The sequence below is a fragment of the Alcanivorax sp. DG881 genome (genome assembly GCF_000155615.1).
In the GTDB taxonomy this organism is placed as follows: Bacteria; Pseudomonadota; Gammaproteobacteria; order Pseudomonadales; family Alcanivoracaceae; genus Alcanivorax.
In genome coordinates, this window is sequence record NZ_DS989915.1 from 3,312,635 (window position 1) to 3,337,094 (window position 24,460).

General features: G+C 59.9%; 22 protein-coding genes and 1 tRNA gene. 10 read left to right on the forward strand and 13 right to left on the reverse strand.

All coding sequences use genetic code 11. The features are described 5' to 3' along the window. Positions 1-24: 24 nt before the first annotated feature. The gene (locus tag ADG881_RS15030; protein WP_007151547.1) at positions 25-2,646 is read left to right on the forward strand and encodes a DUF6351 family protein; all 2,622 of its coding nucleotides are present in this window, start codon (positions 25-27) and stop codon (positions 2,644-2,646) included. A 112-nt stretch (positions 2,647-2,758) separates the two neighbouring features. On the opposite strand, the gene ADG881_RS15035 is transcribed toward ADG881_RS15030, so the two are convergent. Both ADG881_RS15035 and ADG881_RS15040 read right to left on the reverse strand, forming a co-directional pair. Beyond that, a complete protein-coding gene (locus tag ADG881_RS15035; RefSeq protein ID WP_007151534.1) occupies positions 2,759-4,567 on the reverse strand; it encodes a beta-ketoacyl synthase in 1,809 nt (602 codons plus the stop codon). Between the two features lie 327 nt (positions 4,568-4,894). Next, positions 4,895-6,076, reverse strand: a complete 1,182-nt coding sequence (locus tag ADG881_RS15040) for an acetyl-CoA C-acyltransferase (RefSeq protein WP_007149674.1) — start codon at positions 6,074-6,076, stop codon at positions 4,895-4,897. Positions 6,077-6,407: 331 nt separating this feature from the next. On the opposite strand from ADG881_RS15040, the gene ADG881_RS15045 reads away from it, so the two are divergent. From ADG881_RS15045 to ADG881_RS15065, 5 genes are all read left to right on the forward strand, one after another. Then, entirely contained in the window at positions 6,408-6,995 is a 588-nt protein-coding gene (locus ADG881_RS15045; RefSeq protein ID WP_007151159.1) for a superoxide dismutase, read from the forward strand. Positions 6,996-7,184: 189 nt separating this feature from the next. Continuing rightward, entirely contained in the window at positions 7,185-7,745 is a 561-nt protein-coding gene (locus tag ADG881_RS15050) for a hypothetical protein (protein ID WP_007151403.1), read from the forward strand. 108 nt (positions 7,746-7,853) lie between these two features. Beyond that, positions 7,854-8,714, forward strand: coding sequence for a hypothetical protein (locus ADG881_RS15055; RefSeq protein ID WP_007150951.1), 861 nt, complete (start codon positions 7,854-7,856; stop codon positions 8,712-8,714). Between the two features lie 97 nt (positions 8,715-8,811). Next, positions 8,812-9,498 (forward strand): hypothetical protein, encoded by a 687-nt coding sequence (locus ADG881_RS15060; protein ID WP_007148466.1) that lies wholly within the window; start codon positions 8,812-8,814, stop codon positions 9,496-9,498. Positions 9,499-9,551: 53 nt separating this feature from the next. Next, positions 9,552-9,636: transfer RNA gene (locus ADG881_RS15065), tRNA-Leu, on the forward strand. Positions 9,637-9,876: 240 nt separating this feature from the next. Here the strand turns inward: ADG881_RS15065 and ADG881_RS15070 are convergent. The 3 genes from ADG881_RS15070 to ADG881_RS15080 form a co-directional block, all read right to left on the reverse strand. After that, positions 9,877-12,102, reverse strand: coding sequence for a TonB-dependent receptor (locus ADG881_RS15070; RefSeq protein ID WP_039926924.1), 2,226 nt, complete (start codon positions 12,100-12,102; stop codon positions 9,877-9,879). A gap of 103 nt (positions 12,103-12,205) precedes the next feature. Beyond that, a complete protein-coding gene (locus tag ADG881_RS15075; protein ID WP_007151054.1) occupies positions 12,206-13,186 on the reverse strand; it encodes a FecR domain-containing protein in 981 nt (326 codons plus the stop codon). Continuing rightward, positions 13,183-13,719, reverse strand: a complete 537-nt coding sequence (locus tag ADG881_RS15080; RefSeq protein WP_039926925.1) for a sigma-70 family RNA polymerase sigma factor — start codon at positions 13,717-13,719, stop codon at positions 13,183-13,185. The genes ADG881_RS15075 and ADG881_RS15080 overlap by 4 nt, the downstream gene beginning before the upstream one ends. A gap of 206 nt (positions 13,720-13,925) precedes the next feature. On the opposite strand from ADG881_RS15080, the gene ADG881_RS15085 reads away from it, so the two are divergent. Then, positions 13,926-14,426, forward strand: coding sequence for a transcriptional repressor (locus ADG881_RS15085; protein ID WP_230457741.1), 501 nt, complete (start codon positions 13,926-13,928; stop codon positions 14,424-14,426). 99 nt (positions 14,427-14,525) lie between these two features. Next, positions 14,526-14,765 (forward strand): hypothetical protein, encoded by a 240-nt coding sequence (locus tag ADG881_RS15090; RefSeq protein ID WP_155133691.1) that lies wholly within the window; start codon positions 14,526-14,528, stop codon positions 14,763-14,765. Positions 14,766-14,859: 94 nt separating this feature from the next. Here ADG881_RS15090 and ADG881_RS15095 read toward each other — a convergent pair whose 3' ends face one another. The 5 genes from ADG881_RS15095 to ADG881_RS15115 form a co-directional block, all read right to left on the reverse strand. After that, positions 14,860-15,807 carry a patatin-like phospholipase family protein gene (locus ADG881_RS15095; RefSeq protein WP_007148314.1) on the reverse strand — a complete coding sequence of 316 codons (948 nt, stop codon included), beginning with the start codon at positions 15,805-15,807 and terminating at the stop codon, positions 14,860-14,862. 2 nt (positions 15,808-15,809) lie between these two features. Further along, the gene (locus ADG881_RS15100; RefSeq protein ID WP_007151178.1) at positions 15,810-17,294 is read right to left on the reverse strand and encodes an NAD(P)/FAD-dependent oxidoreductase; all 1,485 of its coding nucleotides are present in this window, start codon (positions 17,292-17,294) and stop codon (positions 15,810-15,812) included. A 13-nt stretch (positions 17,295-17,307) separates the two neighbouring features. Then, positions 17,308-18,081: an SDR family oxidoreductase gene (locus tag ADG881_RS15105; protein WP_007151152.1), complete on the reverse strand. Its 774-nt coding sequence runs from the start codon at positions 18,079-18,081 to the stop codon at positions 17,308-17,310. Positions 18,082-18,093: 12 nt separating this feature from the next. Beyond that, a complete protein-coding gene (locus ADG881_RS15110) occupies positions 18,094-18,702 on the reverse strand; it encodes a TetR/AcrR family transcriptional regulator (RefSeq protein WP_007149879.1) in 609 nt (202 codons plus the stop codon). A gap of 264 nt (positions 18,703-18,966) precedes the next feature. Beyond that, complete coding sequence (locus ADG881_RS15115; protein ID WP_039926929.1) at positions 18,967-19,467, reverse strand: DUF1289 domain-containing protein; 501 nt, start codon at positions 19,465-19,467, stop codon at positions 18,967-18,969. A 305-nt stretch (positions 19,468-19,772) separates the two neighbouring features. Between ADG881_RS15115 and ADG881_RS15120 the strand changes: the two genes are divergently transcribed. Beyond that, positions 19,773-20,303 carry a DUF2846 domain-containing protein gene (locus tag ADG881_RS15120; RefSeq protein WP_007151269.1) on the forward strand — a complete coding sequence of 177 codons (531 nt, stop codon included), beginning with the start codon at positions 19,773-19,775 and terminating at the stop codon, positions 20,301-20,303. Positions 20,304-20,447: 144 nt separating this feature from the next. Here the strand turns inward: ADG881_RS15120 and ADG881_RS15125 are convergent, their stop codons facing one another. From ADG881_RS15125 to egtB, 3 genes are all read right to left on the reverse strand, one after another. Further along, positions 20,448-20,972: a thioesterase family protein gene (locus tag ADG881_RS15125; RefSeq protein WP_007149930.1), complete on the reverse strand. Its 525-nt coding sequence runs from the start codon at positions 20,970-20,972 to the stop codon at positions 20,448-20,450. A gap of 146 nt (positions 20,973-21,118) precedes the next feature. After that, positions 21,119-22,108 (reverse strand): L-histidine N(alpha)-methyltransferase, encoded by a 990-nt coding sequence (gene egtD, locus ADG881_RS15130; protein WP_007149429.1) that lies wholly within the window; start codon positions 22,106-22,108, stop codon positions 21,119-21,121. A 35-nt stretch (positions 22,109-22,143) separates the two neighbouring features. Next, a complete protein-coding gene (egtB, locus tag ADG881_RS15135) occupies positions 22,144-23,424 on the reverse strand; it encodes an ergothioneine biosynthesis protein EgtB (protein WP_007150902.1) in 1,281 nt (426 codons plus the stop codon). A gap of 172 nt (positions 23,425-23,596) precedes the next feature. On the opposite strand from egtB, the gene ADG881_RS15140 reads away from it, so the two are divergent. Beyond that, a complete protein-coding gene (locus ADG881_RS15140) occupies positions 23,597-24,367 on the forward strand; it encodes a 3-hydroxyacyl-CoA dehydrogenase (RefSeq protein ID WP_007150543.1) in 771 nt (256 codons plus the stop codon). Positions 24,368-24,460: the final 93 nt, after the last annotated feature.

Genomic DNA, 24,460 nt, shown 5'->3' on the forward strand with positions numbered 1-24,460 from the left:
TTGACGCCCGGGGAGGAGCCTGCGATGAAAATGCCTGCGTTTGCCATGCCTGTCACCCTGATCCTTTTGCTCACCGCCTGTGGCGGGGGCGGCTCATCGTCGGTGCCGGTGACCAGCAACCCCCCTGCCGAGCCCACCCCCAATGAGCCCGCTGAGCCGATTGCCGGGGAAGGTGAAATCCGGGTGCTTTCCAACCGGGCAGACCTGATCAGCGGTGGCGATGCGCTGGTGGAGGTGATCACCCCTGATGCGGCCCAGCTTGAAGGCGCGGTGGTGACACTGGGGGATAGGGCCGTCACCGACCAACTGACGGCTACTGACGCCGGTACCCTGAAAGGCCTGATCAATGGCCTGGCGCTGGGCAGCAATCGGCTGACCGTGGTGCTGGCGGATGACAGCGTGCTGGAACGGATCATTATCAATCACCCCAATGGGGGGCCGGTAATTTCCGGGCCACAGATTCAGCCCTGGCAATGCACCAATGCGGCGGCGGTGGATGCCCAGTGTAATCAGCCGGCTGAGTACAGCTTCAAGTATGTGCCCGCCGACAAGTTGCAGAATTTGCTGACCAATTTTGATCCCGAGAACCCGGGGATTCCCGGCGCCTTTCAACCTTACGACCTGGCCAATCCACCGGCCCAGGAGGTCATTGCCCGGATCACCACGGATGCTGGTGTGGAGGTGCCCTTTATCGTGCGCATGGAAGAGGGCGTGCAGAACCGGGATCGCTACCTGATCATGACCCTGTTCCAGCCGGATCAACCCTGGACCGCGCTGAACCCGCAGCCCCAGTGGAACGGCAAATTGCTGATTCACCACGGCGGTAACGTGGGCGTGAGCTATGGCATGGGTAACCCTCCCCGAGGTGATATCGCCGGTACGGCCCCGGAAGGCGCCGAGCTGTTGCTGGGTGACAGTATCACCACTGCCCTGGGACGCGGTTTCATGACCCTCTCCACCGCCCAGGGTAACCTGGGGCATAACGGCAATCTGGTGACGGCGGCGGAATCGCTGATGATGGGCAAGGAGCGCATCGTCGAGCAGTACGGTGAAATTCGTTACACCATTGGGACGGGGTGTTCCGGTGGTTCCATCACCCAGCAGCATGTGGCTAATGCGTATCCGGGCATTTATCAAGGCATGATCGTGCAGTGCTCCTACCCGGATGTGTGGACCACGGCCACCCAGTTCGCCGATTACAATTTGCTTAGCCAGTATTTCGGCAATCAGCTGCCTTCCGACCCGCAAGGCTTTCAGGATGTGGTCACCCGGTTGTTGAGTTCCGGGGTGATTCCCGCTGCGCAATGGTCCGCGTTCTATGGCCATCTGCCGTTGAATCCGCTGATTTCGGATCTGGCCTTTTTCCCGGCAGCCTATCCTGACCAGGAAAGCTGCCCGGGTCTGGAGGACGGGGTGACCGTCTATGACGCCCAGGACGCTCCGGATGGATTGCGTTGTGGCTTGCTGGATTACATGAAGTCCCAGTTTGGGCTGCGCTCATCAGAAGTGTGGTCTGCGAACGAACAATTGCTGTCGCGGGGATTCGGGGGCATTCCGCTGGATAACGTGGGCGTTCAATATGGCCTGCGGGCGCTGCAGAGTGGTGTGATCACCGGTGACCAGTTCCTGACAGTGAACCGTGAAATTGGCGGCTTTAATGTGGATATCGACTATCAGCCGGAGCGCACCGTGGCCGATAGTCAGGCGCTGCACAATGCTTACCGCACCGGTGCCATTAACACCGCCGAGCACCTGGCCAATGTACCGATTATTGATCTGCGCGGCCCGGACCCGGGGATCGCCCACGATGCCTATCACTCCTGGCAAATGCGGGCCCGCCTGGAAAAGACCCAGGGGCACGCGGACAACCAGGTGATCTGGTACGGCCCGGCGCCATTGTTTGGCGATACGGTTTATACCACCGAGGCGCTATTGGTGATGGATTTGTGGCTGTCGCAAATTGAAGCGGACGCCTCGGCATTGAGCATTGAAGAAAAAGTCCGTGAGCACAAACCGGTCTACGCCCGTGACCGTTGTTTGTCGGTGTCTTCGCTGGTGGGGCCGGAAGGCCCTATCGTGCCGCTCAGCGGTAACCTGTTGTACCCGACCCCGATTCTGCCGGGGCTGGACCTGTCGTTGTTGCCGGCGGCGCCGGCAGAGGCGGGCGTGGTGGTGGATGCGCTGACCGGTCAGGTTTGCGGGTTGGACCTGAGTGAACTGCCGGTGGTGTCCGATATCCCCGTGGTGGGCGATCTGCTGGGCACGGTGGCGGATTTGTTATCGCCGATTACCGATCCCTTGGTGGGCCTGCAGCAGACCGTGGTGCAGACGCGCTTTGGCACCCCGCGCACGGTGGCAGGCGACAGCATTGAAACCCTGACCAACAAATGCCAGCTCAAACCCGTGGACCCGGCGGATTACCCCACTGTGCTGGACCCGCAAGGGTTTGCCGAGCAGGTGGCGGACATTTTCCCGCAGGGGGTATGCGATTACAGCAAGCCCGGGGAAGGTGTCGCACCCACCGAAACCTGGCTGCAATACGGTGATGCACAGCAGGTGATTTATGGTGGTGCCCCGCTGGCGGCTGATGCTCCTTCGTCAAGGCAGGGCTGGGCGTCGCCCGCCTTTGAGGTGGAGATTCGCTGATCTTCAGTGGCTGGGGATGCTGAGTGTCGAGGTACGAGTTTCGAAGACCGGGAAAGGTTTTCGCAACTCGAAACTCGTACCTCGTTACTCACCCTTTCCCATCCGAGCAGCGCTAGAGATTGATTTGGTAAGCCGCCAGGCCGTTGTCGTCATCAAAGGTCATGACTGGGCCGTTATTTAACTGCACCGCCTTGTCACTCAGGGTGACGTGCCCATCTCCCAGTACCCCTTCGTTAAAGCGGTAAACCGGTTTCGGTGCCTCGGTCAGGCAGTGGTCTCGGAAACCCGCTTTCGCTTCACGCACTCCCTCGCGACGCTGCTGCCAGCCGGCGAATGCCTGTTGGCCGTGGCGCTGTTTCAGCATGGTTTCGGCGACCGTGTGGGATAGCGCCACCGCGGTGGCGTTGTTACCGCCGAAGCCCTTGGAATTGATCAGCGAGGCCTGCAATGCATCGTGGGGTTGATGCTCCAGGCAGAAGTTAAGGTGATCGCGGTGCACATCGTCGGCAATGTGGTCCACGGTGCGAATGCCCGGTAGCCAGCCATGGGCAAAGCTGCCCAGCGTGGCAGACAGCTGGTCGCCACCGGCACTGCCCAGGGAATGCCCCACATAGGCCTTGATGGCGACCACCGGCCAATGCTCAATCCCGAAGGCTTTGGCGGTACGTTCCAGAATCACGGATTCGGTGATCCGGTTCTGCGGCGTACCGGTGCCGTGGGCGTGCACAAAGCTGTGCTCGCGCAGGCCCTTTTCGCCGATCAGCTGGCGGGTGAGGGCCGCAGCCTTGCCCACAGTCAGGTAGTTGCCCACGCCGGGAGCCGATATGGATTTTTTGCCACCATCCGCATGGATGAACACATCCGGCACGGCGCCGAGAATATCGGCCCCCAGCTCCAGCGCCAGGGCATCGTCCATCAGCACCGTGAACTGGGCGGATTCCGCCATGGTGAAGCCACAGTTATCCGAGAAGGGGCGACAGGCCCGGTTCAGGTCGGCGCTGGCGGTACCGTCCAGGGCGGCCAGCGCCTGGTCTTCGGCCAGTGCGCCCATGGCCCGGTATCCTTCCATGATTTCTGGTACCAGGGGGGCTTCGCTGGTGCCCACAATGGCGACCCGCACCCGGCCACTGCGAATGGCATGGACGCCTTTTTCCAGGTTGTAGAGGAAAGTCGCGCAGGCGCCCAGCATGCCACCGGTGGTGCCGACGGAGTGCAGCACATAGGCATTGAGGAAGTCGGCGGTCATTTCTCCCAGCCCCAGCGGCACCTGTTTGGAGGTGATGCGCTGGCCGTTGGGCGGGAAACGCATGACGCCGCCCAGGCCGTTGTCATCCATCTGCGACATGGCATTGCTGGCATACACAGCCACCTGATCCGGGCGTACCCGGGCGGCGACCTGCGCCCAGTCCATGCCCAGATCACCCAGCGCATCACTGATGCCAAAAATGGCCATTTGCAGCGCGCGGGGATGGTTACGGGAGGCGTAGAGAGCGCCGGGGTCAAAACCGTCCGGTAATTGCCCGGCGGCGCTGACCCGGCGCGGGGTGTCGTGGGGCACCCGCAGGCCCAGCCCGGCGGGCAGGGTGACGCGGCTGCGGCGCTTGTCCACGGCGCTGACCTGCCAGCCCGGGGGCAGGCTGTCGGGCAGGTCCATATTGCGCATTTCCAGGGTAATGGGGGCGTCGCTGGTGCCGGCGAGGGCGGCGTGAAGCTGGTGGCTGTCGGGGAGCGCCCGGATCAGGGTGCGGGCCAGCACGGTCTCGCTGTCATTGCCGGTGAGGCGGGACAGCGCATTCAGCGTGTCGTTCTGTCGGGCGTGATCCAGGGCATCGAAAACAAGCCGCTGAAAAGCGAAATGCTGGGCACTGCGGCCGGCTGCATTGATGCCGCCCATGGCGGTAATAACGGGTAATGCTGACATGGTGCTCCCGGGCTTGTGCCCAACCCAAAACGGTGACTAGCCGGTCAGGGTACAGGTGAAATCCGGGTTTGCGTATACGACAGAGGGCGAATCCGGTCAGGAAAGTGCAACAGAGTTTTAAAATGAAAGCGGATGTTTCGGGGCCGGGACTGTTAATAGTCGATGGCGAGCGCGGTTGCGGCGGTCGGTGGTGAGGAATCAAGGGGGATCGCGAGGTACGGGTTTCGTCACTCGCTTCTCGTAACTCGGTACTTGGTCATTTTTCAACAAAAAACGGGGCCTAAAGGCCCCGTTTTCGTCTGGCATCAAGCGTCCAGAGCTGGCGTTTTACACCAGTTCTACGGCCACTGCGGTCGCTTCACCGCCGCCGATACACAGGCTGGCCACACCGCGTTTGCCGCCGGTGCGCTTGAGCGCGTGGATCAGGGTCAGGATGATGCGCGAGCCGGTGGAGCCCACCGGGTGACCCAGGGCACAGGCGCCGCCGTGGATGTTCACTTTCTCGTGGGGGATGCCCAGATCGATCATCGGCATCATCGCCACCATGGCGAAGGCTTCGTTGATCTCGAACAGGTCCACATCGTCCACGCTCCAGCCGACCTTCTTCATCACCGCTTCGGTGGCACCGATGGGGGCAATGGTGAATTCGCTGGGGTGCTTGCTGTTGGTAGCGTGGGCGAGGATGCGGGCCAGCGGCTTCAGGCCGCGCTCATTGGCCACGGATTCGCGAGCCAGTACCAGCGCTGAGCCACCATCGGAGATGGAGCTGGCGTTGGCGGCGGTGACGGTGCCGTCTTTGGCGAAGGCCGGGCGCAGGGTGGGGATCTTGTCGATTTTGGCGTTGCCCGGTTGCTCGTCGGTGTCGACCACGACTTCACCCTTACGGGTCTTCACGGTCACCGGCACGATTTCGTCCTTGAACCAGCCGTTATCGACGGCGGCATTGGCACGGTTCAGGGATTCGATGGCGTAGTTGTCCATGTCTTCGCGGGTGATGCTGCGCTTGTCGGCCACTTCTTGGGCGAAGGAGCCCATCAGGCGGCCGGTTTCCGCATCTTCGAGACCGTCCAGGAACATGTGATCCATGACCTGACCATGGCCCATGCGCATGCCGGCACGGGCTTTTTCCAGTATGTAGGGGGCGTTGGTCATGGATTCCATGCCGCCAGACACGACGATGTCGTTGGTGCCGGCCTTGATGGAATCGTAGGCGAACATGGTGGCCTTCATGCCGGAGCCACACAGCTTGTTGATGGTGGTGGCACCGGTGCTGTCCGGCAGGCCGGCCAGACGCATGGCCTGGCGGGCGGGGCCCTGTTTCAGGCCGGCGGGCAGTACACAGCCCATGATGACTTCCTGCACGTCCTCGGCTTTCAGACCGGCGCGAGCGACCGCTTCACGAATGGACGCGGCACCCAGTTCCGGGGCGCTGACAGCGGACAGGGAACCCTGGAAACCGCCCATGGCGGTGCGGGCACCGTTTACAATGACGACTGCATCATCAGACATGCTTTTCTCCTGCCAAACAGTTGAAGGCGCTCTAAACCGCACAAGACGAAAAAGAAACGCCGCGGAACGTAAAAATTGGGGCGCATTGTACTTGAAACAAGGGCATTGCGCCCCATCTGACAAGGACCTGCCGGTCACGGGGGCCGCTGGCGATTGATAGGTTTTGTCTATGATAGTGAAAGGCAATGCCTTACCTGCCAGTACCCGCAGTAGAGATCACGACCGGTAGCTTGTTATTATCGTTTGGCCGCAGGCCACCGGCAGGTTGTCTGCGGGGAATTTCGGCCCGTTGCAGTGAGCAATGGGACAACATGATGTCAGGGGACAAATTATGGCTTTTGAATTACCGCCGCTTCCGTTCGAGAAAAATGCACTGGAACCGCATATTTCTGCCGAAACGCTTGAGTACCACCACGGCAAGCACCACAACGCTTACGTGACCAAGCTGAACGACATGGTTGCCGGCACCGACAACGAAGGCAAATCCCTGGAAGAAATCATCAAGAGCGCCGAAGGCGGTCTGTTCAACCAGGCAGCGCAGGTTTGGAACCACACTTTTTACTGGAACAGCCTGAGCCCCAACGGCGGCGGCGCTCCCAGTGGTGATCTGGGCGCAGCCATCGACAAGGCGTTCGGTTCTTTCGACGAGTTCAAGAACCAGTTCAACGCCAAGGCAACCGGTAACTTCGGTTCCGGCTGGACCTGGCTGGTGAAGAACAGCGATGGCAGCCTGGAAATCGTCAACACTGACGATGCGGACACCCCGATTGCTCATGGCAAGGGTCAGGCCCCGCTGTTCACCGTGGACGTGTGGGAGCACGCTTACTATGTGGACTACCGCAACGCCCGTCCCAAGTATCTGGAATCCATCTGGAATCTGATCAACTGGGATTTCGCAGCCAGCAACTTTGCTGCCTAAACCGGGCTGCATAAGCCTGATGGCCCATCGCTGGGACCGTTCAGGCAATGAAAAAGGCCGCTTTTGCGGCCTTTTTTGTGTCTTTATGGCGGCAGAAGGGTAAGTTTGGTAGCGTCCGACAAGCTCGGGATCTTGTTGGCCGGATGACGGTCAAATCCCGGGATAATGATGACAATAACAAGGTGTTGTATGCGTTTTATTGGATTGGTGATGTTACTTGCCGGGCTGTGGGCGAACCCGGCCATGGCTGCCGAGCAGGCCAGTGACACAAAAGCAGCGCAAACAAAGAGCGCTGACGAAGCAGCAAAAAGCCCGGAACAACAGGCCATGGATGCCCTGGCCGAAGCGGGTATCCGCCAGGCCTTGCAGGCAATTCAGCGTTCCGGGGGCATGTACCCGTTTGGCTTGATCCGGTCTGGCGAAACGGTACAAGCGGTGGGCTATTCGGGCGAAAAAGAGGATGCGCCACCGGCTGATGAATGGGCGCGGGCATTGTTTGGCAAGTTGCGCGCCATTGGCAATGAGCAACCGGATGTGGACCTGATGGCCCTTTTTCGGCTCCATGAAATCACCAACGATAATGACGAAACAATCGTGGGTGTGTGGGCAGAAGTGGACCACCGTAACGTTCGGCCGTGGGTGATTTTTTTGCCCTTGGTGAAAAATGAAGAAGGCAAACATGAACTGGGTGAAATGATTTATTTCGCCACTGAGCAACCGCTATTCGATAAGGCCGTAGTGGACAAGTGATACGGCGGCTGACAGCACATCGGTTGAACGAAAAGTAGAGACCGTAAACGGTATTTTGGTGTGAACCTTGGCAACATATTAACCGAGGCTCTGGATTAGGATTTTGGAATGACGCGAGATCGTGAAGTCAATCTCGGTGACCTGAATGAGGTTACTGTTGATGAACCCCGAGCCAACACGTCCCGTGCGGCGTCGGGTGGCAATGGCAAAAAAGCGCCTCCCGGCGGCGGCAAGCCGGCGCCGAAACCGCAGAAACTGGCATCGTCCGGTGGCGGCAATGGTGGCTGGATGGCGGCCTGCCTGGTGCTGGTGGTACTGATTGCCGTGTTGGGCGTCTGGTTCAATAAGCAGGTGACGGGCCTGCAGGCGCAGCTGGATAATCGGCTGACGGAATCCAGCGAAAAAATGGGCAACCTTCAATCCCGTTTGTCAGCGACCGATGAAAGCCTCAACCAGTCCTCCGGCAAGCTGCTGGATACGGTTCAGTCCCACGGCAAGAAGCTGGAAGCCAATGAGGATGAAATTCGCAAGTTGTGGGATCTAAGCAACAAGCGGAATAAAGCGGCCATTGCAGAACAGAAAAAAGCGCTGAACACGCTGTCGTCTTCGGTGAAAGAAGTGAAAAAAGGGCAGGCCGGTGTGGATGGTAAATTAAAAAGCATCAGCACCGATGCCGCTGCGCTGAAAAAGCAGGTGGAAAGTGCTGTGGCGGCTGTGAACAAAAGCAGCGATCAGTGGCAGAGCCAGATCGGGCAAATGCAGACCCGGGTGGAAGTGCTGGTGGACAGCATCAAGCAGCTTGAGCGCCAGCAAGCCAACCTGAAAAACGGTTTGGACAAGGTGGAAAAAGCCCAGAGCAAGATTTCGACACTGGATTCCCGTGTGGATGATGTGGAAGCGGCGGTGGCGGCGTTTGATGCCTACCGGCTGCAGGTCAACAGCCGTCTGGATTCACTGGAAGGGCGTTGATTGGCTAACCGGCAGTGGGCTGGATTCTCCGGGGGGAGAGGCAGGCTCACTGCTGATTTCAATGTGAATAAACAATAATCAAGAAGAGCGTTTTGCCATGGCCAAGATGCCGCATAGCCCGTTATCGGAAAGTAAGGCAAACCGGTTGCAGGGCTTGAACCAGGATGTGTTGGCGGTTGCGCCGCCGGCGCCATCGCCCGATACCGAGTCCGCCCCGTTTATTTCCCCGCCCCGGCAGAGGCCGGTCAACATGTCCGAAGGAGGGCGCTCCGGGCTGCTCTGGCTATCCCTGGCGTTGGGTATGGTCGCGGTTGTCCTGGCGGTGGCGTTGTGGCTGGGCCAGCGAGCCGCCAACCGTGAACTGAGCGAGGTGCGGCAACAGTACTATCAGCTCGCTGCGGAGCTGGCAGAACAGACCTCCCGTTCCTCAACGGCGCCGCGGGCCTCTGCCGGAACATCCGCTGATGTGGCTGCGTCGGTGCGTGATGACCTGCGCCAGTTGAGCGCCAAGGTCCGTGGGCTCACCGTGGCGGTGGCCAAATTGAACAGCGCTGATAACGGCGAGGCGACAGTGGCACTGGAGAAACGTCTGGATGGGTTGGGTGTCAGCGTCAAGGCGTTGTCGTCGCGAGTGAGTGCGTTGGCGAATACGCGGCCACAGGTGCAGCCGGTCGTGCAGCCAGTGTCACAGCAGGATAATTCCCGGTTGAGTACGCTGCAAAACCGGGTCAGCAAAATCGATCAGGATCTGCAGGCGCTTTACCGTATTCTGCAGGGCGGTTAACCGGCTGGCGGGGCTGGTAATTAGCCGATAGCCTGCTAGAATAGCCGCCCACTGCGCCAGTGGTGGAATTGGTAGACACGCCAGATTTAGGTTCTGGTGCCGAGAGGTGTGAAGGTTCAAGTCCTTCCTGGCGCACCACACAAAGAAAGGCCGCAACAGCTTGCTGTTGCGGCCTTTTGCGTTTTCTCTCCCTGTAAAAAATATGCTCAAGTGTCGCAATACTGTCGGTGGCATGGAGCTCCTGGATACGCCAGCCGTTATTCCGCCGCTTGCGGATTTATGCCAGAAAAATTCTGGGCTTTATGACTGAGCAGGGCGGGTATGCCAATGGCATCCCGCCGGGTGGTGGAGAACCGAGGGTTCTCCATTGCACAGGCACTAGAAGTTGTAGCGAACATCCATGTTGATGGAGCGGCCCGGTTCCAGCAGGGGTTCCACAGTGGCGAATTCCTGGCCATAGCTGGCGCGCTCGGTGTATTCCTCGTTGTTCAGGTTGTCCACTGACAGGCGCAGGGACAGGGCATCGATGGGGGTGTAGTTCACGTACACATCGACCACGGTGTAACTGTCCTGCTTTTCCCCAAGGCCACGGGACTCCAGGTCATCATTCTCCAGGGCGATTTCCGTGGTCAGGCCCAGGGCCCATTGTGTGTTCGGCCAGTAGAGTTCACCGCTGATGGCCACCTGTTCACCCAGCGGCACGGTGAAATAGTTGCCGTCGTAAGAAGTGGCAAATTCGTCATCCATTTTGGATTCGATATCGGCGTAGGTCACTGCCAGTCGGCCCAGGTCGGCACGGTAACCAACAGTGGTGTCGAAGCCGTTGATATCAAAGTCCGAGAACAGATCCGGGCCACCGCCATAGGTGGGCACGCGGGCATCGCGCAGGCCGGTTTCGAACTGATTCGCTTCGACGAAGAAACCGTTCCAGTTGGCCTTGAACCCCACGGTGTGGTTGTGGGACTGCACCGGTTTCATGTCGTTATAAACCCAGGCGCCGTTGAGAATAAAGTTCTCGGCCAGCGCAGTGCCACCCCAGACATCCGCGTAACCGGCATTGATGGCAAAGTGTTCGTTGAAATGAAATTCGGCGAAGACGTTGCTGCTGGTGCCTTCGTCTTCATGGTTGGAGTCATCGGTGCCGGTGAAATCCTGCTGGTCATAACGCAGGCCGTAGGACAGGTCCAGGCGCTGGAACAGCGTTTGGCGGAACTGCACGAATGCGCCGGTGTTTTCGGCTTTTTCTTCCAGGTCCGGATCTCCCGCGTACTGGAACAGGGCGCTGTCATCGTAGTAGTCCATGCCGGCGGTGATATCCACGAAACCGGTGTGGAAGGTGTTTTTGGCGGTGGCCGAGACGCTTTCGGTGATGCCGGTGTATTCCACGGTGGTGTTGGGGGCGGCCAGCGGGTTTTCGCTGGTGACCAGCTCGGTCTCGTTATTGGCGAGAGTCACTTCCGGGTTCCACAGGCCACTGCCTTTCAAGCGGCTGTAACCGAGCACGGTGTTCTGGCGGGTCAGGTCATAGTTGCGTGATGCCGGCACTGGACGCCCGGCGGTGAGGCCGGAAAAATTGGCTCGATAGGGGCGCTCGGAATCGTCGTTGACCACTTCGTGGCTCAGTTCGATTCGGCCGATGTCGGCATTCTCGTAGGCCAGCTTGGCCAGGCCGCTGAGCAACCCGGGCTCGGTGTAGGGCACGTTATCGCCGTTGGCATCTTCGTAGTGATTGCCCTCTACCTGCTTCACATAACCCAGTGCTTCGAAACCGTTACTGCGACCGAACAGGGAGCCGGCCGTGGTGACGGCATCGCCATTGGAGGCATAGCGGCCGTTCAGGAAGCCACCCAGGTTATCACCAGGGGCGAGCATATCGGCCACATCCACGGTTTCGTATTTCAGTGCGCCGCCCAGTGCGCCGGGGCCGTCATCGGCAGAGGCTACGCCGGCGGCGGCACTGGCGGACTTCAGAAGAGAAGGGTCAATCAGGTTGGTGGCGTTGTGGTGGAACACCTTGTTGTTCTGCCGGGCGCCATCCACGGTGACCAGCATGGCGGTTTCTTCCACACCGCGCACATAGACCTTTTCGTTGACCGGTATGGAGCCGCCCACAGAAACCGAGGCCTCGTTCTTGAACAGGTCCTTGGTGTCCTGGGGCTGCTGTCGTGAAATATCGCTGTAGTCGTAATCAAGAATATTCTGCAGGTTGTCACCATTGGTCGCACTGACGTTAACCGGCTCCAACGTGGAAACGCTGTTGTTGGCTTTGGCCAGTGAAAACGATCCATCCGGCTGTGCCTTTGCCACCAGGCCGGTGCCGGCGAGAATCTGGCTCAGACCCTGGGCCGGGGTGTAGCTGCCCTGCAGGCCCTGACTCTGTTTGCCTGCGGCCAGCTGGATGTCTCCGGCAATCAGGGTGCCGGAGGCAGTGGCAAAGCGGGTCAGGACGGTATTCAGGGGCCCGGCCGCGATATTGTATTGCTGCTGGCCGGTTTCTGCCTGGGCAGGAAGAGCCAGGGTCAGGGCGAGGGGAAAGGTCAGGCCCATGGCAAGGCGCAGTGTCATTGCCCGCAATGCGGGTCGGGCAGGTTGGTAACGGCTCACGGTCACTCCAGTATTATCAGGATTGTGGTGCCCCTTTTTGTCGGGACTTACTGATATATCGAATAGCGCCCTGCAAAGCGGAAAAGTTTTTTCGTTTTTTTGCTCAGGGGGTGGCGGGGTGGATATTGGTCCAGCCGGGCAGGGGGCGGGTGACCCGAATGGGCAGCGCGGATGCCAGCATGTCCAGAGCCTGCTGTGGATCGGTCAGCGGGAAGCCCCCGAACACGCGCAGGTCGGCCACTGCCGGGGACAGGTTGATGTAGCCATGCTGGTAGCGCCCGAGTTCATCGACCAGGTCGCCCAGGCGGATATCGTCTGCCACCAGAATCCCCTTGTGCCAGGTTTCCCGTGCGGGGTCGGCGGGGTGAATCGGTTGCAGGGCGTTGGCGGAAAAACGGGTTTGTTGCTGAGGGTGCAGGACGCTTTTCTGCCGTGCCTGGTTGGTGATTTCCACCGCGCCGTCGTAGACCGCAAGGAAGGTCGTGTCTGTTTCCCGGCACACGGTGAAACGGGTGCCCAGTGGCTGGAGCTGACCTTGCGGTGTGAACACCACCAGTGGGCGCGGGTCTGCCTTGCCGGTTTCAATCAGCACTTCGCCCTGTATCACCTGGATGTGCCGCTGGGGGCCGTCCAGTACCGTATTGATGGCGCTGTTGGTGTTCAGCCACAGGCGGCTGCCGTCGGCCAGTTCCAGGGCGCGGATTTCGCCCGTGCCGGTGCGGTACTGTGCGTTCCAGCCCGCCACCAGGGTGGGCAGCGGGCTGTGCCGCCAACTCATCCAGCCCAGGCCGCCGGTGCCGATGGCCAGAGCCAGGCCGGTAATGACGCTGCGGCGCTGGATACGGTTGTGGCGGGCCTGTTTCAGGGTGGCTTCGGTATGCGCCGGGTGGTTGGCACTGGCGGTGCTGAATTGTTGTTCAATGTGCTCCACCATCTGCCAGCCGCGCAGGTGGTCCGGGTGCTGGCGGAGCCATTGCTGCCAGCGCAGCTTGTCGCTTTCGCAGGCCTGCCCGGAGCGCAGCAGGGCAAACCAGTCGGCGGCGTCACTGAGAATCTGGTGGTCAATGTGTGCTGTGCCGTTCATGGCTGGGCGGCCACGCAGGTGCCTTCCAGTCGGGCCTGCAGGCGCAGGCAGGCAAGCATGGCCCTGGACAGGTAATTGCGCACGGTCCGTTCGGATACGCCCAGCTGTGTGGCGATTTCCTTGCCGGTGAGGCCATGCACCATGGACTGGATAAAGGCATGGGCCACCGCTTCGGGTAAGCGGCGGAGCATGGTGTCGACTTCCACCAGGGCTTCCAGGGCAGCGGTTTGCTGTTCAGCGGATGGGCTTTCCGGTTCGGGCAGGTGGAGCAGGGTATCCAGCCAGGCCTGCTCGATTTCCCGGCGCCGCCACAAATCCACACACAGGCCACGGGCCATGCGGCTCAAGTAGGCACGGGCAGTGTGGTGGTTCAGGTGGCGAGGTTTGCTGAGCAGGCGAATAAAGGCGTCGTGGGCCAGGTCGGCGGCATCATCACGGCTGTCAAGACGCCGCTGCAATATGCAATGCAGCCAACTGTGGTAGTCGGTATACAGCGTTTCCACTGACAGGGATTCCTGCGCCACCCCGGACATGATCCCGCCCCCCAGCGTTGTTCTGTAAAGAATGAATGCCGAATACTATTTGAGAATGGATATCATTACAATAATGAGAATGAAACGCATGGTATGACGCCTGCCCTGGTTTCCGTTTTTATCCGAGAAAAAATGTCACCATCGGTGGGCGTCATTCGTCTTCTATAGAGACAGGGAAAAAATGCGCGATGCAGAAGGAGCTGAAGATGGCAGGTAAAGGCATGGATGAGGCCCCGGGGCTGACCGTTGAGGTGAGTGAGGGAGAAGAACGTGGCGGGGCGGCCAAGAGTAATGAGCAATGGTTGACCGGTGCGGGGCTGAAAGCCACGTTGCCGCGGGTGCGGATCCTGCAGCACCTGAAAGCCGCCCACGATGAGCAGCGCCATCTGGGCGCTGAAGAAATCTATGCCCGCTTGTATCAGGCAGGGGAAAGGATTGGCATCTCTACCATTTACCGGGTGTTGCTGAATCTGGAGCAGGTGGGGCTGGTCACCCGCCATCAGTTTTCCCAGGGGGCGGTGAGCCGCTGTGTGTACGAGCTGTCATTCGGTGAACGCCATGACCACATGGTGTGCGTGGAAACGGAGCGGGTGATTGAATTCCGTGATCCGGTCATCGAGGCGCGGCAGGAGCAGATTGCCCAGGCCCACGGCTATGAGGTCGTTGGCCGGGAGTTGGTGATCCGGGTTCGCCGTATCACGCCGTAGCCGGCAGCGCGCGGCGCTTGTCAGACAAGCGGTCTGCCCGTGTCTTGTGCTGGCCCGGCTGGGTGGGTACAACCATAGATAGTCGGTATGGGAGGCACGGTGCGAGATACGATACAAGACAGCCACGATGACAATAACAGTCGCAATCGTCGCGAAGAGGCGTCGCGCTCGCCGCTACGGCGCGTGCTGGAAAAGGAAAAGCTGATGCTGCTGGCGTTGGTGGCTCTGGTTGCGGGCGCGTTGATGCTGGGCTTCTTTGCACACTCGGAAGGGATCGAGGCGCGCACGGCCCTGAAAGATATCCACGTAACCCTGACTCAGGCGGCCAATTCCCTTTAGGACGCCTCTGCACGACGCCTGTTGTGTTCAGCAATACGGCGCTTGATCAGGGGCAACAAGGCCGGGATGTCCCCGGCCTGTTTCCGTTAGCTCATCAGCCTATGGCCATGCGTACCGTTTCTGCGGTGGTGATTTGCGCCGTGTCGTAGACCTGCCGGCGTCGTTTCGGGTCCATCATGTTGTAACCGAAAGCGTTCAGATCCTGCGCATTGGGTTCGATGCGGATGACGCGCTTGCCGCTTTTTTCCAGCAAGGCCACTTCCCGGTCCACGATTGTGGTCATGTAGCGGCGCACCCGCCGTTCTATCTTCATCAACGGAGAGCGGGGCTGGTCCGGCTGGCGTGAGGCCATGGGGGCCAGCACGATCACTTCATCCACTGCACTGTCGGCCAGCAGGTCTGCGGAAGTGGGCGAGGCGACGCCGCCATCAATGTAGGTGCGGTCGGCCACGGTGACCGGCGGACACCAGAATGGCACCCCATAGGATGCGCACACCGCATCGGCAATGGTGGCGCTGGGCGCGCCGCCCTTGCCGAAAGGAATCCGTTTGCCGCTGTCTGTGTCCACCGCCATGATCCAGGTGGCCGGGTGGTTGACCCAGTCCTTGCCGGCGGTGGCGGTATTGACCAGCTGACGGAAGGGGGCCATGTCGAACTGCCCGCGTGGCAGCAGCCCGCAGATCGCTGTCAGCGGCGAAATCTCTCCGCGCAATCCTTTCAGTGCCAGTTTGGCGCCGGTAAACCGGGCCCCGGGCAAGGGCGGTAGTGCGCCGCCGGTATCGGTGTCGTGGTCCCATTGGCAGTGGTCGCTGGTGCCTTGTTGGCAGTCGCGCAATTGGGCCACGGACACGCCGCTACCCAGCAGGGTGGCGAGCACGGCACCGGCGGAGGTACCTACCAGAATGTCCGCATCGCGGGCGTCCCAGTTCAGTTGCTGTTGCAGATGGTGAAGAGCAGCAATGGACCAGGCGCCGCCGGCGACGCCACCACAGCCGATGACCAAAGCCCGGCGTGGTGAAGATGAAGAGGCAGAATCAGCCATGATCAGAATACCTCTTGGGCGGCAGGGGTGAGGGTGTAATTGTCAGCGTCGAACGTTTTCAACAGCCGTTGCATTTCCAGGGTGCTCCAGGGGAAGCCGACGCTGTTCAAGCCGTTCTTGTCCAGGTAGTAACTGGAGCAACCGCCGGTGTTCCAGACCGTGCCCTGCAGGTCTTTCTGGACCTTGCGGTTGTACTGCTGCTGCACCTCGGCTTTCACTTCAATGCGGTCCAGCTGCTGTTCGCGCATGGTTGTCAGGGTGCTGACGATGTAGTTGATCTGCGCTTCGATAACGATAAACGCGGAATTGTGGCCGATGCCCAGATTGGGGCCGAGCACCATGAAGGCATTGGGCAGGCCATTGATGGTGGTGCCCCGGTAGGCCTGCATGCCGTCTTCCCACATCTGGCTCAGCGACTCGCCGGCATCATTGAAAATATGGTTGGCGATGGGCGGTTCGGTGACAAAAAAACCGGTGCCGAGAATCACCGTGTCGACTTCACATTCGCTGCCATCCTGGCCCACCAGCGTCTTGCCGCGGACTTCTTTCAGGCCGGTGTGGAACACATCCACATTGGGTTGGTTCAGGGTCGGGTAATAGTTGTTGCTCATCAATACGCGCTTGCAGCCAAGGGTGTAATCCGGGGTGAGCTTGGCGCGCAGTGTTGCGTCCTTGATGGCCACTTTCAGGTGCGCCAGGCCCAGCTTCTGAATCTGGCGCAGGATGGCCGGGCGGCGGAAGCCGATGCCGAAAGTTTCAAAACCGCCGTAGAGCATCTTCCGCCAGGCGCTCAGGGTGAACGGCAGGCGGAAGAAGTTTTCCTCGATCTTGGGAATACTGTGATCCGGCTTGGGCAGCACCCATTGCGGGGTGCGCTGGAACAAGGTCAGGTGTTGGGTTTTCGGCTGTATTTCCGGGACGAACTGAATCGCCGAGGCACCGGTGCCCACCACCGCCACGCGCTCGCCGGTCAGGTCGTGGTCGTGGTCCCAGCGTGAGGAATGAAACAGCTTGCCCGCGAAGTTTTCCAGGCCGGGAATCGCCGGAATAATCGGTTCGTGCAGGTAACCGGAGCAGGCCACCACGGTGCGGGCCCGATACAGTTGGTCGCCGGTTTGCACTTCCCACAGATTCTGGTTCTCGCGCCATTGCGCCCGTTCTACTGCCTGGTTGAAACGGATCGACCCAGGAATGTCGTAACGCTCAGCCGTATCGCGGACGTAATCGAGAATCTCCGCCTGGCCAGCAAAGGCCCGGGTCCAGTCCGGTTTCTGGGCGAAGGAATAGGAATACAGCGCCGAGGGTACATCGCAGGCGCAGCCCGGGTAGGTATTGTCCCGCCAGGTGCCGCCCAGGTCAGCGGCTTTTTCCAGGATCACAAAGTTATCGAACCCGGCTTCCTTGAGGCGAATGCCCAGGCCGATGCCACTGATGCCGGCACCGACAATCAGGGTGTCATAAATCGGAGTGTTGGCTTGCTGTGTCATGGTCGGTCCGTGGTTACTGGTTCGGTTGCGGGCTGAAGAAATCCATCGCCCGGTTGGTCAGATTCAGGTTGGCGACTTGCTTGGCCAGGCTGTAGATATCCGGGTAGATCACCCGAGCGTTACCCTTGCGAAAAGCGTTGTAGATTCGCTCAGCCAGCACATCCGGCTTTCCGGTGGGAATAAACCGGGAAGCGGGGCCTTTTTTAACCTGGCTGCGGGCATGGCTTTCCAGGCCGGAATAGATCGGCCCCGGGTAGACAGTGATTACATTGACGCCCTGCTTTTTCAGGTCCAGTCGGGCAATTTCCGACGCCAGGCCGATCCCCGCCTTGGCGCCGCCGTAATAGCTGCAGCCGCGAATTGGCACGCGCCCGGCCATGCTGGCCACATTGATCACACAACCGTGACGGGCTTCCACCATGGCGGGCAGCGCCAGGTCCATCAGCCGCATGGGGGCGGTGAAGTTGATGTCCATCAACAGCTTGCCTTTCTCCCAGCCCGTACCGGTGATGCTGATGATATCCATGATGCCGGCGCAGTTGACCAGCACGTCCACCGGGCCGTGGCGGTCTTCCAGTGATTGCCACCAGGCGGGCAGGGCGTCGATATCCGTCAGATCACAGGTTTCGGCTTGGGCGCCATGCTGGTCGGCGGCCGCAGCAAGGGCCTCTGCATTCAGGTCCACGAGGGTGATGCGGGCCTCGGGGTGGTGCTGGCGAAATTGACCAGCGAGCTGGCCGCCAATGGCGCCGGCACCGCCGGTAATCAGGATATGGGTTGGGGTCATGGCTGTTGTTCCCTAGTGGTTGTGGTTGGCAATGGCGAGCCAGCAGGCGTCCCTTGCCTGTTTAAGGTCGCTATCACTGAGTGTCAGGTAGCCCAGACGCTCTGCCTTGAAGATGCCGACAAAGGCACCCCAGAACAGGGCGATGGCCAGGTCCGGTTTCATGTGGTTACCGAGTAGGCCGGTGCGTTGGCCGATGATCACCATCATCCCCAAAGGGATTAGCAGGGCCTGCTCCTGGTGGCGGCTTTCCGCATCCAGATAATTGTGGTGGTCCTGAATTTCCAGAAACCGGAAGGCTTCAGGCTCTTCACGGGCAAAGGCGGTGAGTCGGGCCCAAAGGTTGTCGAACAGACTGCGCGACGGGTGCAGCAGGTCGAGATCACTGAGCAAGCGCTCCTGGAGGCGGTGTTTGCTGTCCTGAAAAACCGCATTGATCAGGGCTTCCTTGCTGTCGAAGTAGCGGTATAGCGTACCGACGCCGACCCCGGCCTCCGTGGCAATGGGGGGAACCGGTGTGCCGTGCAGACCATGTTCGGCAAACACCTTGAGGGCTGCCTGGACAATCAGGTCACGCTTGCGGCCTTCACGGGTATCGGGTGAGGGGCTGGCGGTCAGGCTCATAGAGGGCACACCAAATCAGAATGAATGTTCATTCCGTTAATGTGCCATTGAATGATGTCTTAGTGAAGAGCTGTTTCGGTCAGATGGGGCCAAATGACGATGGTGAATCGCAGGCGCGTCGCTGGCGGCGCGATCATTGAGGGTTGGAAAACTCGATGTACTCTAGGGCTGAGGAAAAGCAGAGGCGCTGTTGCGTTGCGGAAAAACAGTTTAGCCGGGATCCGGAATCGCGCCGCTAGCGACGCTCCTACGGATAGGGGGGGGCTAAATAAGCCCCTTCTCCCGGGCGGCGTGCTCGGTGAGCTCCGCCACCAGGGTAACCGGGCGAGCGTAGGAGCGGTCGTAGTGGGCCTGGGACAGGGCGTGGCATTCGGCGCTGATCTGGTCGTACAGCTGGCGTGGTGTCAGGCCGTCGCTGGGGGGCAGTGCCCGCAGGCCGAAATGGTCATAGGGGATCATCTTGGAGCCGGCGGCCTTGAGCAGCTCCGGCACCCAGCCCTGGGGTGACAGTTGGGGCTGGTAGCGAAGATTCTGAAAATCCAGCTCCGCAGCCAGTCGGTCGGCGTCTGCCACCACAAAATAGTTATCCACGACCTGGCATAGCAACAGGTTCAGGCGCCGCCAGACGATGGTTTTTTCCTCGTTGGTGTAGCCATTCCAGTGCACGACCTCGTGGCTGAAACGACGACAGCCACGGCAGACTGTGTCACCGAACACGGTGGAACAGACGCCAATACAGGGGGTGTGGATTCGATTTACTGCCATGGCGAAATCCTAACAGAAAACCCCGGGCCTGGGAGAGTCGCGCCGGTCGGTTGCCGGTAATTTGAGCGCTTGCCTGTTACGCCGCAGGCGGCGGGCTTCAGGGCCTGTGGGGGCGGCGCCTGCGGCTTGAGCAATGCGGGCAAATCGGCCATAGTTGGGCGTTCAACATTGCTTTACGTTGCACCCAATAATAAACAGGGCCGATCTGGACGCACCGGATACGGCAACGCTGGAGAATAATAATGCGATTGGCTGTGCTGCTGGCGGCTTGCCTTTGGGCACTTTCGGGTTGTTCCGGAGTCGGGATGGGGATTCCTTCCACGCCGGGTGCTTTTCTGGATGCGCCGAAGGGAAAAACCTTTGCCCCCATGGATACGCTCGATCCGCGTAATGCCATGGTCTATATCTATCGTCCGATTACCCGCTGGGGCTATGAAGAAGTTCAGGCGCCGGTATTTTTCATGGACTCTTCCCAACTGTTCGGCCTGAAGGCAGGGGCCTACGAATGGCTGGAGTTGCCAGCCGGCACCCACGATTTCTACGCCCGTCGCCCGCTCAGTGTGCTGTACCTGAAGATGGTGTTTGAGATGCCATTGAAGGTGGATGGTGGCCAAGAATACTTCTTCCGCTATTCGGAAACCCGTCCGCTGGACATGGAAGAGCTGGTTGCCAACCCGGAAGACTACCAACAGGCCGGGCCACTGCAGCAGGTGCCCCGTGCGCTGGCTCTGCGGGAAATTGCCGATCTGCGGCTGGATGAGCCGGGCGTGTATTACGGCGGCGATGACGTGAAAAAGAAGCGTTGGGCGCCGTTTTATACTTATTCGACGGAATAAAAGCAGCTATGAGCTACGAGCTTCTAGTGGCTAGGTGAAAAGTAAAAAGCCCCGAACGTTCGGGGCTTTTTACTTTTGGGCGGCTGTTTCATTCCTGTCCTGGGCTATCTTGCTGCTCGTAGCTCGTAGCTCGTAGCTAGGTCGCTAGTCGCTCTCCGTCAGTCGCCGCTTGGTCTGCAGCAACCGCTTCCACTGCTCCACATATTCCGGCAAGGCGGGGGAGGTCAGGTTCATGCCGGTCATTTCCTGCACGGTCTGGGGGCTGACAGATTTGCCGCCGTAGACGTTGGCAACGCGCAGCAGGGCGTGGGTGTGCAGTTTGCGCTGGGACTCGAAGCGCTGGTCGTAGTACATGTACTTGTCGTCCCAGCCGAGAATTCGGGTGTGTACCTGGAATTGCTGATAGGGGCGCAGTTCACGGATATAGGCAATTTCGGTATTGGCTACCACGCCATTGCAGCGGGCCTCGAGCATGCGGTTGAGCAGGCCGGTGACCACCGCGTGTTCCAGCCGGCTGCGGTCCATGAACTTCAGGTATTTGGCATTGTTCAGATGCATGTTCAGGTCAATATCCAGCAGGCCCACCCGGAATTCCATGGTGACCACATCAAACAGCTGGTGCGTAGGCGGCCGTTTACGGCGTCGCGCTGCGCTGATCAGTTCAAGCATCCGATCTCCCTATGCCACGGTTATCACCGCAGCCCCATTTATTATCGTTGGTAACGTGTGGACAGAAAAACGCCGTTCAGTATAACGGCACTGGAACCGGTGCACACTATTTGCGGGATCGGAGGGTGACAGCTTTTACGTTCCCGCTATACCTGGGCCAGATGCAGGCTGAACAGGTTTTGCGGGTCTGTCCAGCAGCTTAGCGGGGTGAAGCCGGCGGCGACCAGCTCGGCACTGAAGCTTTCCACGGTGAATTTATAGGAATTCTCGGTGTGGATGCGGGTGCCGCTTTTCAGGGTGAGGGTGCGTTCACCCAGGTGAATGTGTTGGTCGCTCAGGCACTCCAGGTGCATTTCGATGCGCTGCCGGGCGGTATTGTAGAACGCCACATGCTGCATGTTATCGGTATCGAACTGGCAACCCAGCTCCCGGTTCAGGTGGTGCAGGGCGTTCATGTTGAAGGCGGCAGTAAGGCCTTCGGCATCGTTATAGGCGGCATTGAGGCGCGTATCGGGTTTTTGTAGGTCGGCGCCGATCAGCAGGGCGCCACCGGGGCCAGCCAGGGTGCGCAGCCCCTTGAGGAATTCGCCGCGGGCGGCCGGTTCAAAATTGCCAATGGTGGAGCCGGGAAAAAATACCACCCGCCCGGGTTGTGCCAGGGCTTGCGGCATGGCCATGGCCTGGCAGTAATCGGCGCACACGGCGCTGATGTGCACGTCGGGAAAATCCTGGGCCAATTGGCGAGAGGCACCAAGCAGACATTCACGGGAAATTTCCAGTGGCATGTAGTGGCGGGGCTGCCAGGCATCCAGCAACAGGCGCACTTTTTCACAGCTACCGGCACCGGGTTCGGCAATGGTTTGCGGTTGGTTGAGGCGTGCCCGGATTTCTTCAGCGTAACCGGTGAGCAGCGAGGTTTCCGTGCGGGTGGGGTAGTACTCGGGGGTGCGGGTGATGCGGTCAAACAGGGCGGAGCCCGCTTCATCGTAAAAATACTTGGGGTGCAGGGACGGAGCGGGAGCAGAAAGGGACTGGCTGACCTCCGCAAGCATATCGGTGGCTGGCGGGTACAGGTCGTAAAATGTCAGGTTCGGGCAAAGCTGCTGGTGGTTCAACGGGGTGTGTTGATGCTTCATCTTAGCCTCTGCAAGAAGTCGGGGTGGCGTGCCTGTCAGCCATCATTGGCCCGCTTGTCGCAGGCGAGCCGAATGCCACTGAACTGCCAGCGATGATGGGGGTAGAAAAAGTTGCGGTAACTGGCGCGCAGATGATCGGTGCTGCTGGCGCAGGAGCCGCCGCGCAGTACCATCTGGTTGCACATGAACTTGCCGTTGTATTCGCCCACGGCCCCATGGGCCGCCTGGAAGCCCGGGTAGGGCAGGTAGGCGCTGGCGGTCCATTCCCAGACATCGCCGAACAGATGGGCAAGGCGGGCGTCGCGGGCAGCACCGGGTTGAAACGAGCGATTATCGGACGGGGAATCCGCGAAGGTGCCGGCGATCGCCTGGCTGAGGGCCGCGTGTTCCCATTCCTGTTCTGTAGGCAGGCGTTTGCCCGCCCAGCGTGCGTAGGCGTCAGCTTCGTAGTAATTCACATGGGCCAGGATCTGGCTGTCGTGGAGGGGCTGTTGGCCGGCCAGGGTGAAGTGCTCGGTCAGGGCCGGATTCCAGTACAGCGGACGTTCGATCTGTTGCTGTTGCACCCAGCTCCAGCCATCGGAAAGCCACAGGTCCGGTTTGCGGTAACCGCCATCCAGAATAAAGGCGCGAAACTCCCCCTGAGTCACAGGGCGGTTGGCCAGCAGGAACGGTTCCAGCCAGACCTTGTGGCGAGGTGTTTCGTTATCGAACGCGAAACCACCGCAAGCGCCAATCTCCACCAGTCCGCCCTCGAAGCTCTGAAACGTCAGCGGTGGCGTGTCCCCTGGGATGTCCACGGGCTGGGTGATGGCCGGTGACAGGGGGTTGAAGGAGAGGCTGTATTTCAGGTCGGTGAGCAACAGTTCCTGATGTTGCTGTTCGTGGTTGAGGCCCAGCTGTACCAGCGGCGTGAGGCTATCGGTCCGCGCCAGCAAATCGTCCATGGCGGCATCCACCTGGTGGCGCCAGGCCATCACTTCATCGTTAGTGGGGCGCGATAACAGATGGCGCTGAGGGCGAGGGTATTGCTCGCCGATGCCGTTGTAGTAGCTGTTGAACAGGTATTCGAATGCGGGCTTGGCGGGCTGATAACCGGGCAGGTGAGGCTTGAGCAGAAACGTTTCGAAGAACCAGGTGGTGTGCGCCAGGTGCCAGCGGGGCGGGCTGGTTTCCGGGCAGGCTTGCAGGCCCATGTCTTCGGCGAGCAGGGGGGTACATAATTGCTCGCTGAATTGCCGGATGCGCCGGTATGAGTCGGCGAGCCAGGTGGTATCGTCCTGTCTGACGGTGTCGGGCAAGGCTTTCCCTCCCATGCCATGGGTCAAGGTGCGGTCCTGATGAATAATGACTGCAATGACGCAATCTCACCTTAAAGCAGTCCCGGTTTGAGCGAAAGCAACAATGAGACGCTTGGCCGGGCTGGGTATACTCCGGGTAACGTTTAATAGCCCGTTACCTTTCTACCTTTCACAAGAAGGAGAGCATATGAATATTACCGATAAAGTGGCCGTGATTACTGGTGGTGCCTCAGGCCTGGGCCAGGCGACTGCAGAAGCCATTATTGCCAAGGGTGGCAAGGTCATGATTTTTGATCGTGACGACAAGAAAGGCCCGGAAGTGGCGGCCCAGCTGGGGGACAATGCAGCCTTCACCCAGACCGATGTGACAGACGAAGCCTCGGTGAAAGCCGCGGTGGATGCCACCGTGGCCAAGTTTGGTGCCATTCATGTGTGCGTTAACTGCGCGGGTGTGGGCTCTGCCATGAAAACCGTGGGCCGTGAGAACAAGCCGCACGATCTGGGCGTATTCAACATGGTGGTGCAGATCAACCTGATCGGGACCTTCAATGTGGCGCGTCTGGCGGCGGCTGCCATGGCCGAGAACGAACCGGGCGAAGATAATGAGCGCGGCCTGATTGTGAACACCGCCTCGGTAGCGGCTTTTGATGGTCAGGTCGGTCAGGTCGCTTACGCGGCAACCAAAGGCGGTGTGGTCGGCATGACCCTTCCCATCGCCCGTGATCTGGCGCCGCTGGGGATTCGTTGCAACACCATCGCCCCGGGCATTTTCAACACTCCGCTGATGAATGCGGCACCGGACAAGGTGAAGCAGCCGCTGATCGAAATGACCCAGTTCCCGAAACGCCTGGGGCATCCGCAGGAATACGGTCAGCTGGTGTGTCACATGATCGAGAACAAGTTCCTGAACGGCGAAACCATCCGTATCGATGGCGGTATCCGTATGCAGCCGCGGTAGCACAGGAGACGCAAGCACGCGTCACGCTACATGCAACACGAAAAAGCCCCGGTTTCCCGGGGCTTTTTGCTGTCTACGAAGCCGCTGTAGGAG

Coding starts and splice junctions, on each gene's coding strand:
- ADG881_RS15105 (WP_007151152.1), bottom strand. CDS start 18,081: ATGACCCCAACCCATATCCTGATTACCGGCGGTGCCGGCGCCATTGGC.
- ADG881_RS15095 (WP_007148314.1), bottom strand. CDS start 15,807: ATGGCTGATTCTGCCTCTTCATCTTCACCACGCCGGGCTTTGGTCATC.
- ADG881_RS15100 (WP_007151178.1), bottom strand. CDS start 17,294: ATGACACAGCAAGCCAACACTCCGATTTATGACACCCTGATTGTCGGT.
- ADG881_RS15050 (WP_007151403.1), top strand. CDS start 7,185: ATGCGTTTTATTGGATTGGTGATGTTACTTGCCGGGCTGTGGGCGAAC.
- ADG881_RS15115 (WP_039926929.1), bottom strand. CDS start 19,467: ATGGCAGTAAATCGAATCCACACCCCCTGTATTGGCGTCTGTTCCACC.
- ADG881_RS15125 (WP_007149930.1), bottom strand. CDS start 20,972: ATGCTTGAACTGATCAGCGCAGCGCGACGCCGTAAACGGCCGCCTACG.
- ADG881_RS15045 (WP_007151159.1), top strand. CDS start 6,408: ATGGCTTTTGAATTACCGCCGCTTCCGTTCGAGAAAAATGCACTGGAA.
- egtB (WP_007150902.1), bottom strand. CDS start 23,424: ATGGGAGGGAAAGCCTTGCCCGACACCGTCAGACAGGACGATACCACC.
- ADG881_RS15120 (WP_007151269.1), top strand. CDS start 19,773: ATGGGGATTCCTTCCACGCCGGGTGCTTTTCTGGATGCGCCGAAGGGA.
- ADG881_RS15055 (WP_007150951.1), top strand. CDS start 7,854: ATGACGCGAGATCGTGAAGTCAATCTCGGTGACCTGAATGAGGTTACT.
- ADG881_RS15030 (WP_007151547.1), top strand. CDS start 25: ATGAAAATGCCTGCGTTTGCCATGCCTGTCACCCTGATCCTTTTGCTC.
- ADG881_RS15110 (WP_007149879.1), bottom strand. CDS start 18,702: ATGAGCCTGACCGCCAGCCCCTCACCCGATACCCGTGAAGGCCGCAAG.
- ADG881_RS15075 (WP_007151054.1), bottom strand. CDS start 13,186: ATGAACGGCACAGCACACATTGACCACCAGATTCTCAGTGACGCCGCC.
- ADG881_RS15080 (WP_039926925.1), bottom strand. CDS start 13,719: ATGTCCGGGGTGGCGCAGGAATCCCTGTCAGTGGAAACGCTGTATACC.
- ADG881_RS15140 (WP_007150543.1), top strand. CDS start 23,597: ATGAATATTACCGATAAAGTGGCCGTGATTACTGGTGGTGCCTCAGGC.
- ADG881_RS15035 (WP_007151534.1), bottom strand. CDS start 4,567: ATGTCAGCATTACCCGTTATTACCGCCATGGGCGGCATCAATGCAGCC.
- ADG881_RS15040 (WP_007149674.1), bottom strand. CDS start 6,076: ATGTCTGATGATGCAGTCGTCATTGTAAACGGTGCCCGCACCGCCATG.
- ADG881_RS15060 (WP_007148466.1), top strand. CDS start 8,812: ATGGCCAAGATGCCGCATAGCCCGTTATCGGAAAGTAAGGCAAACCGG.
- egtD (WP_007149429.1), bottom strand. CDS start 22,108: ATGAAGCATCAACACACCCCGTTGAACCACCAGCAGCTTTGCCCGAAC.
- ADG881_RS15085 (WP_230457741.1), top strand. CDS start 13,926: ATGGCAGGTAAAGGCATGGATGAGGCCCCGGGGCTGACCGTTGAGGTG.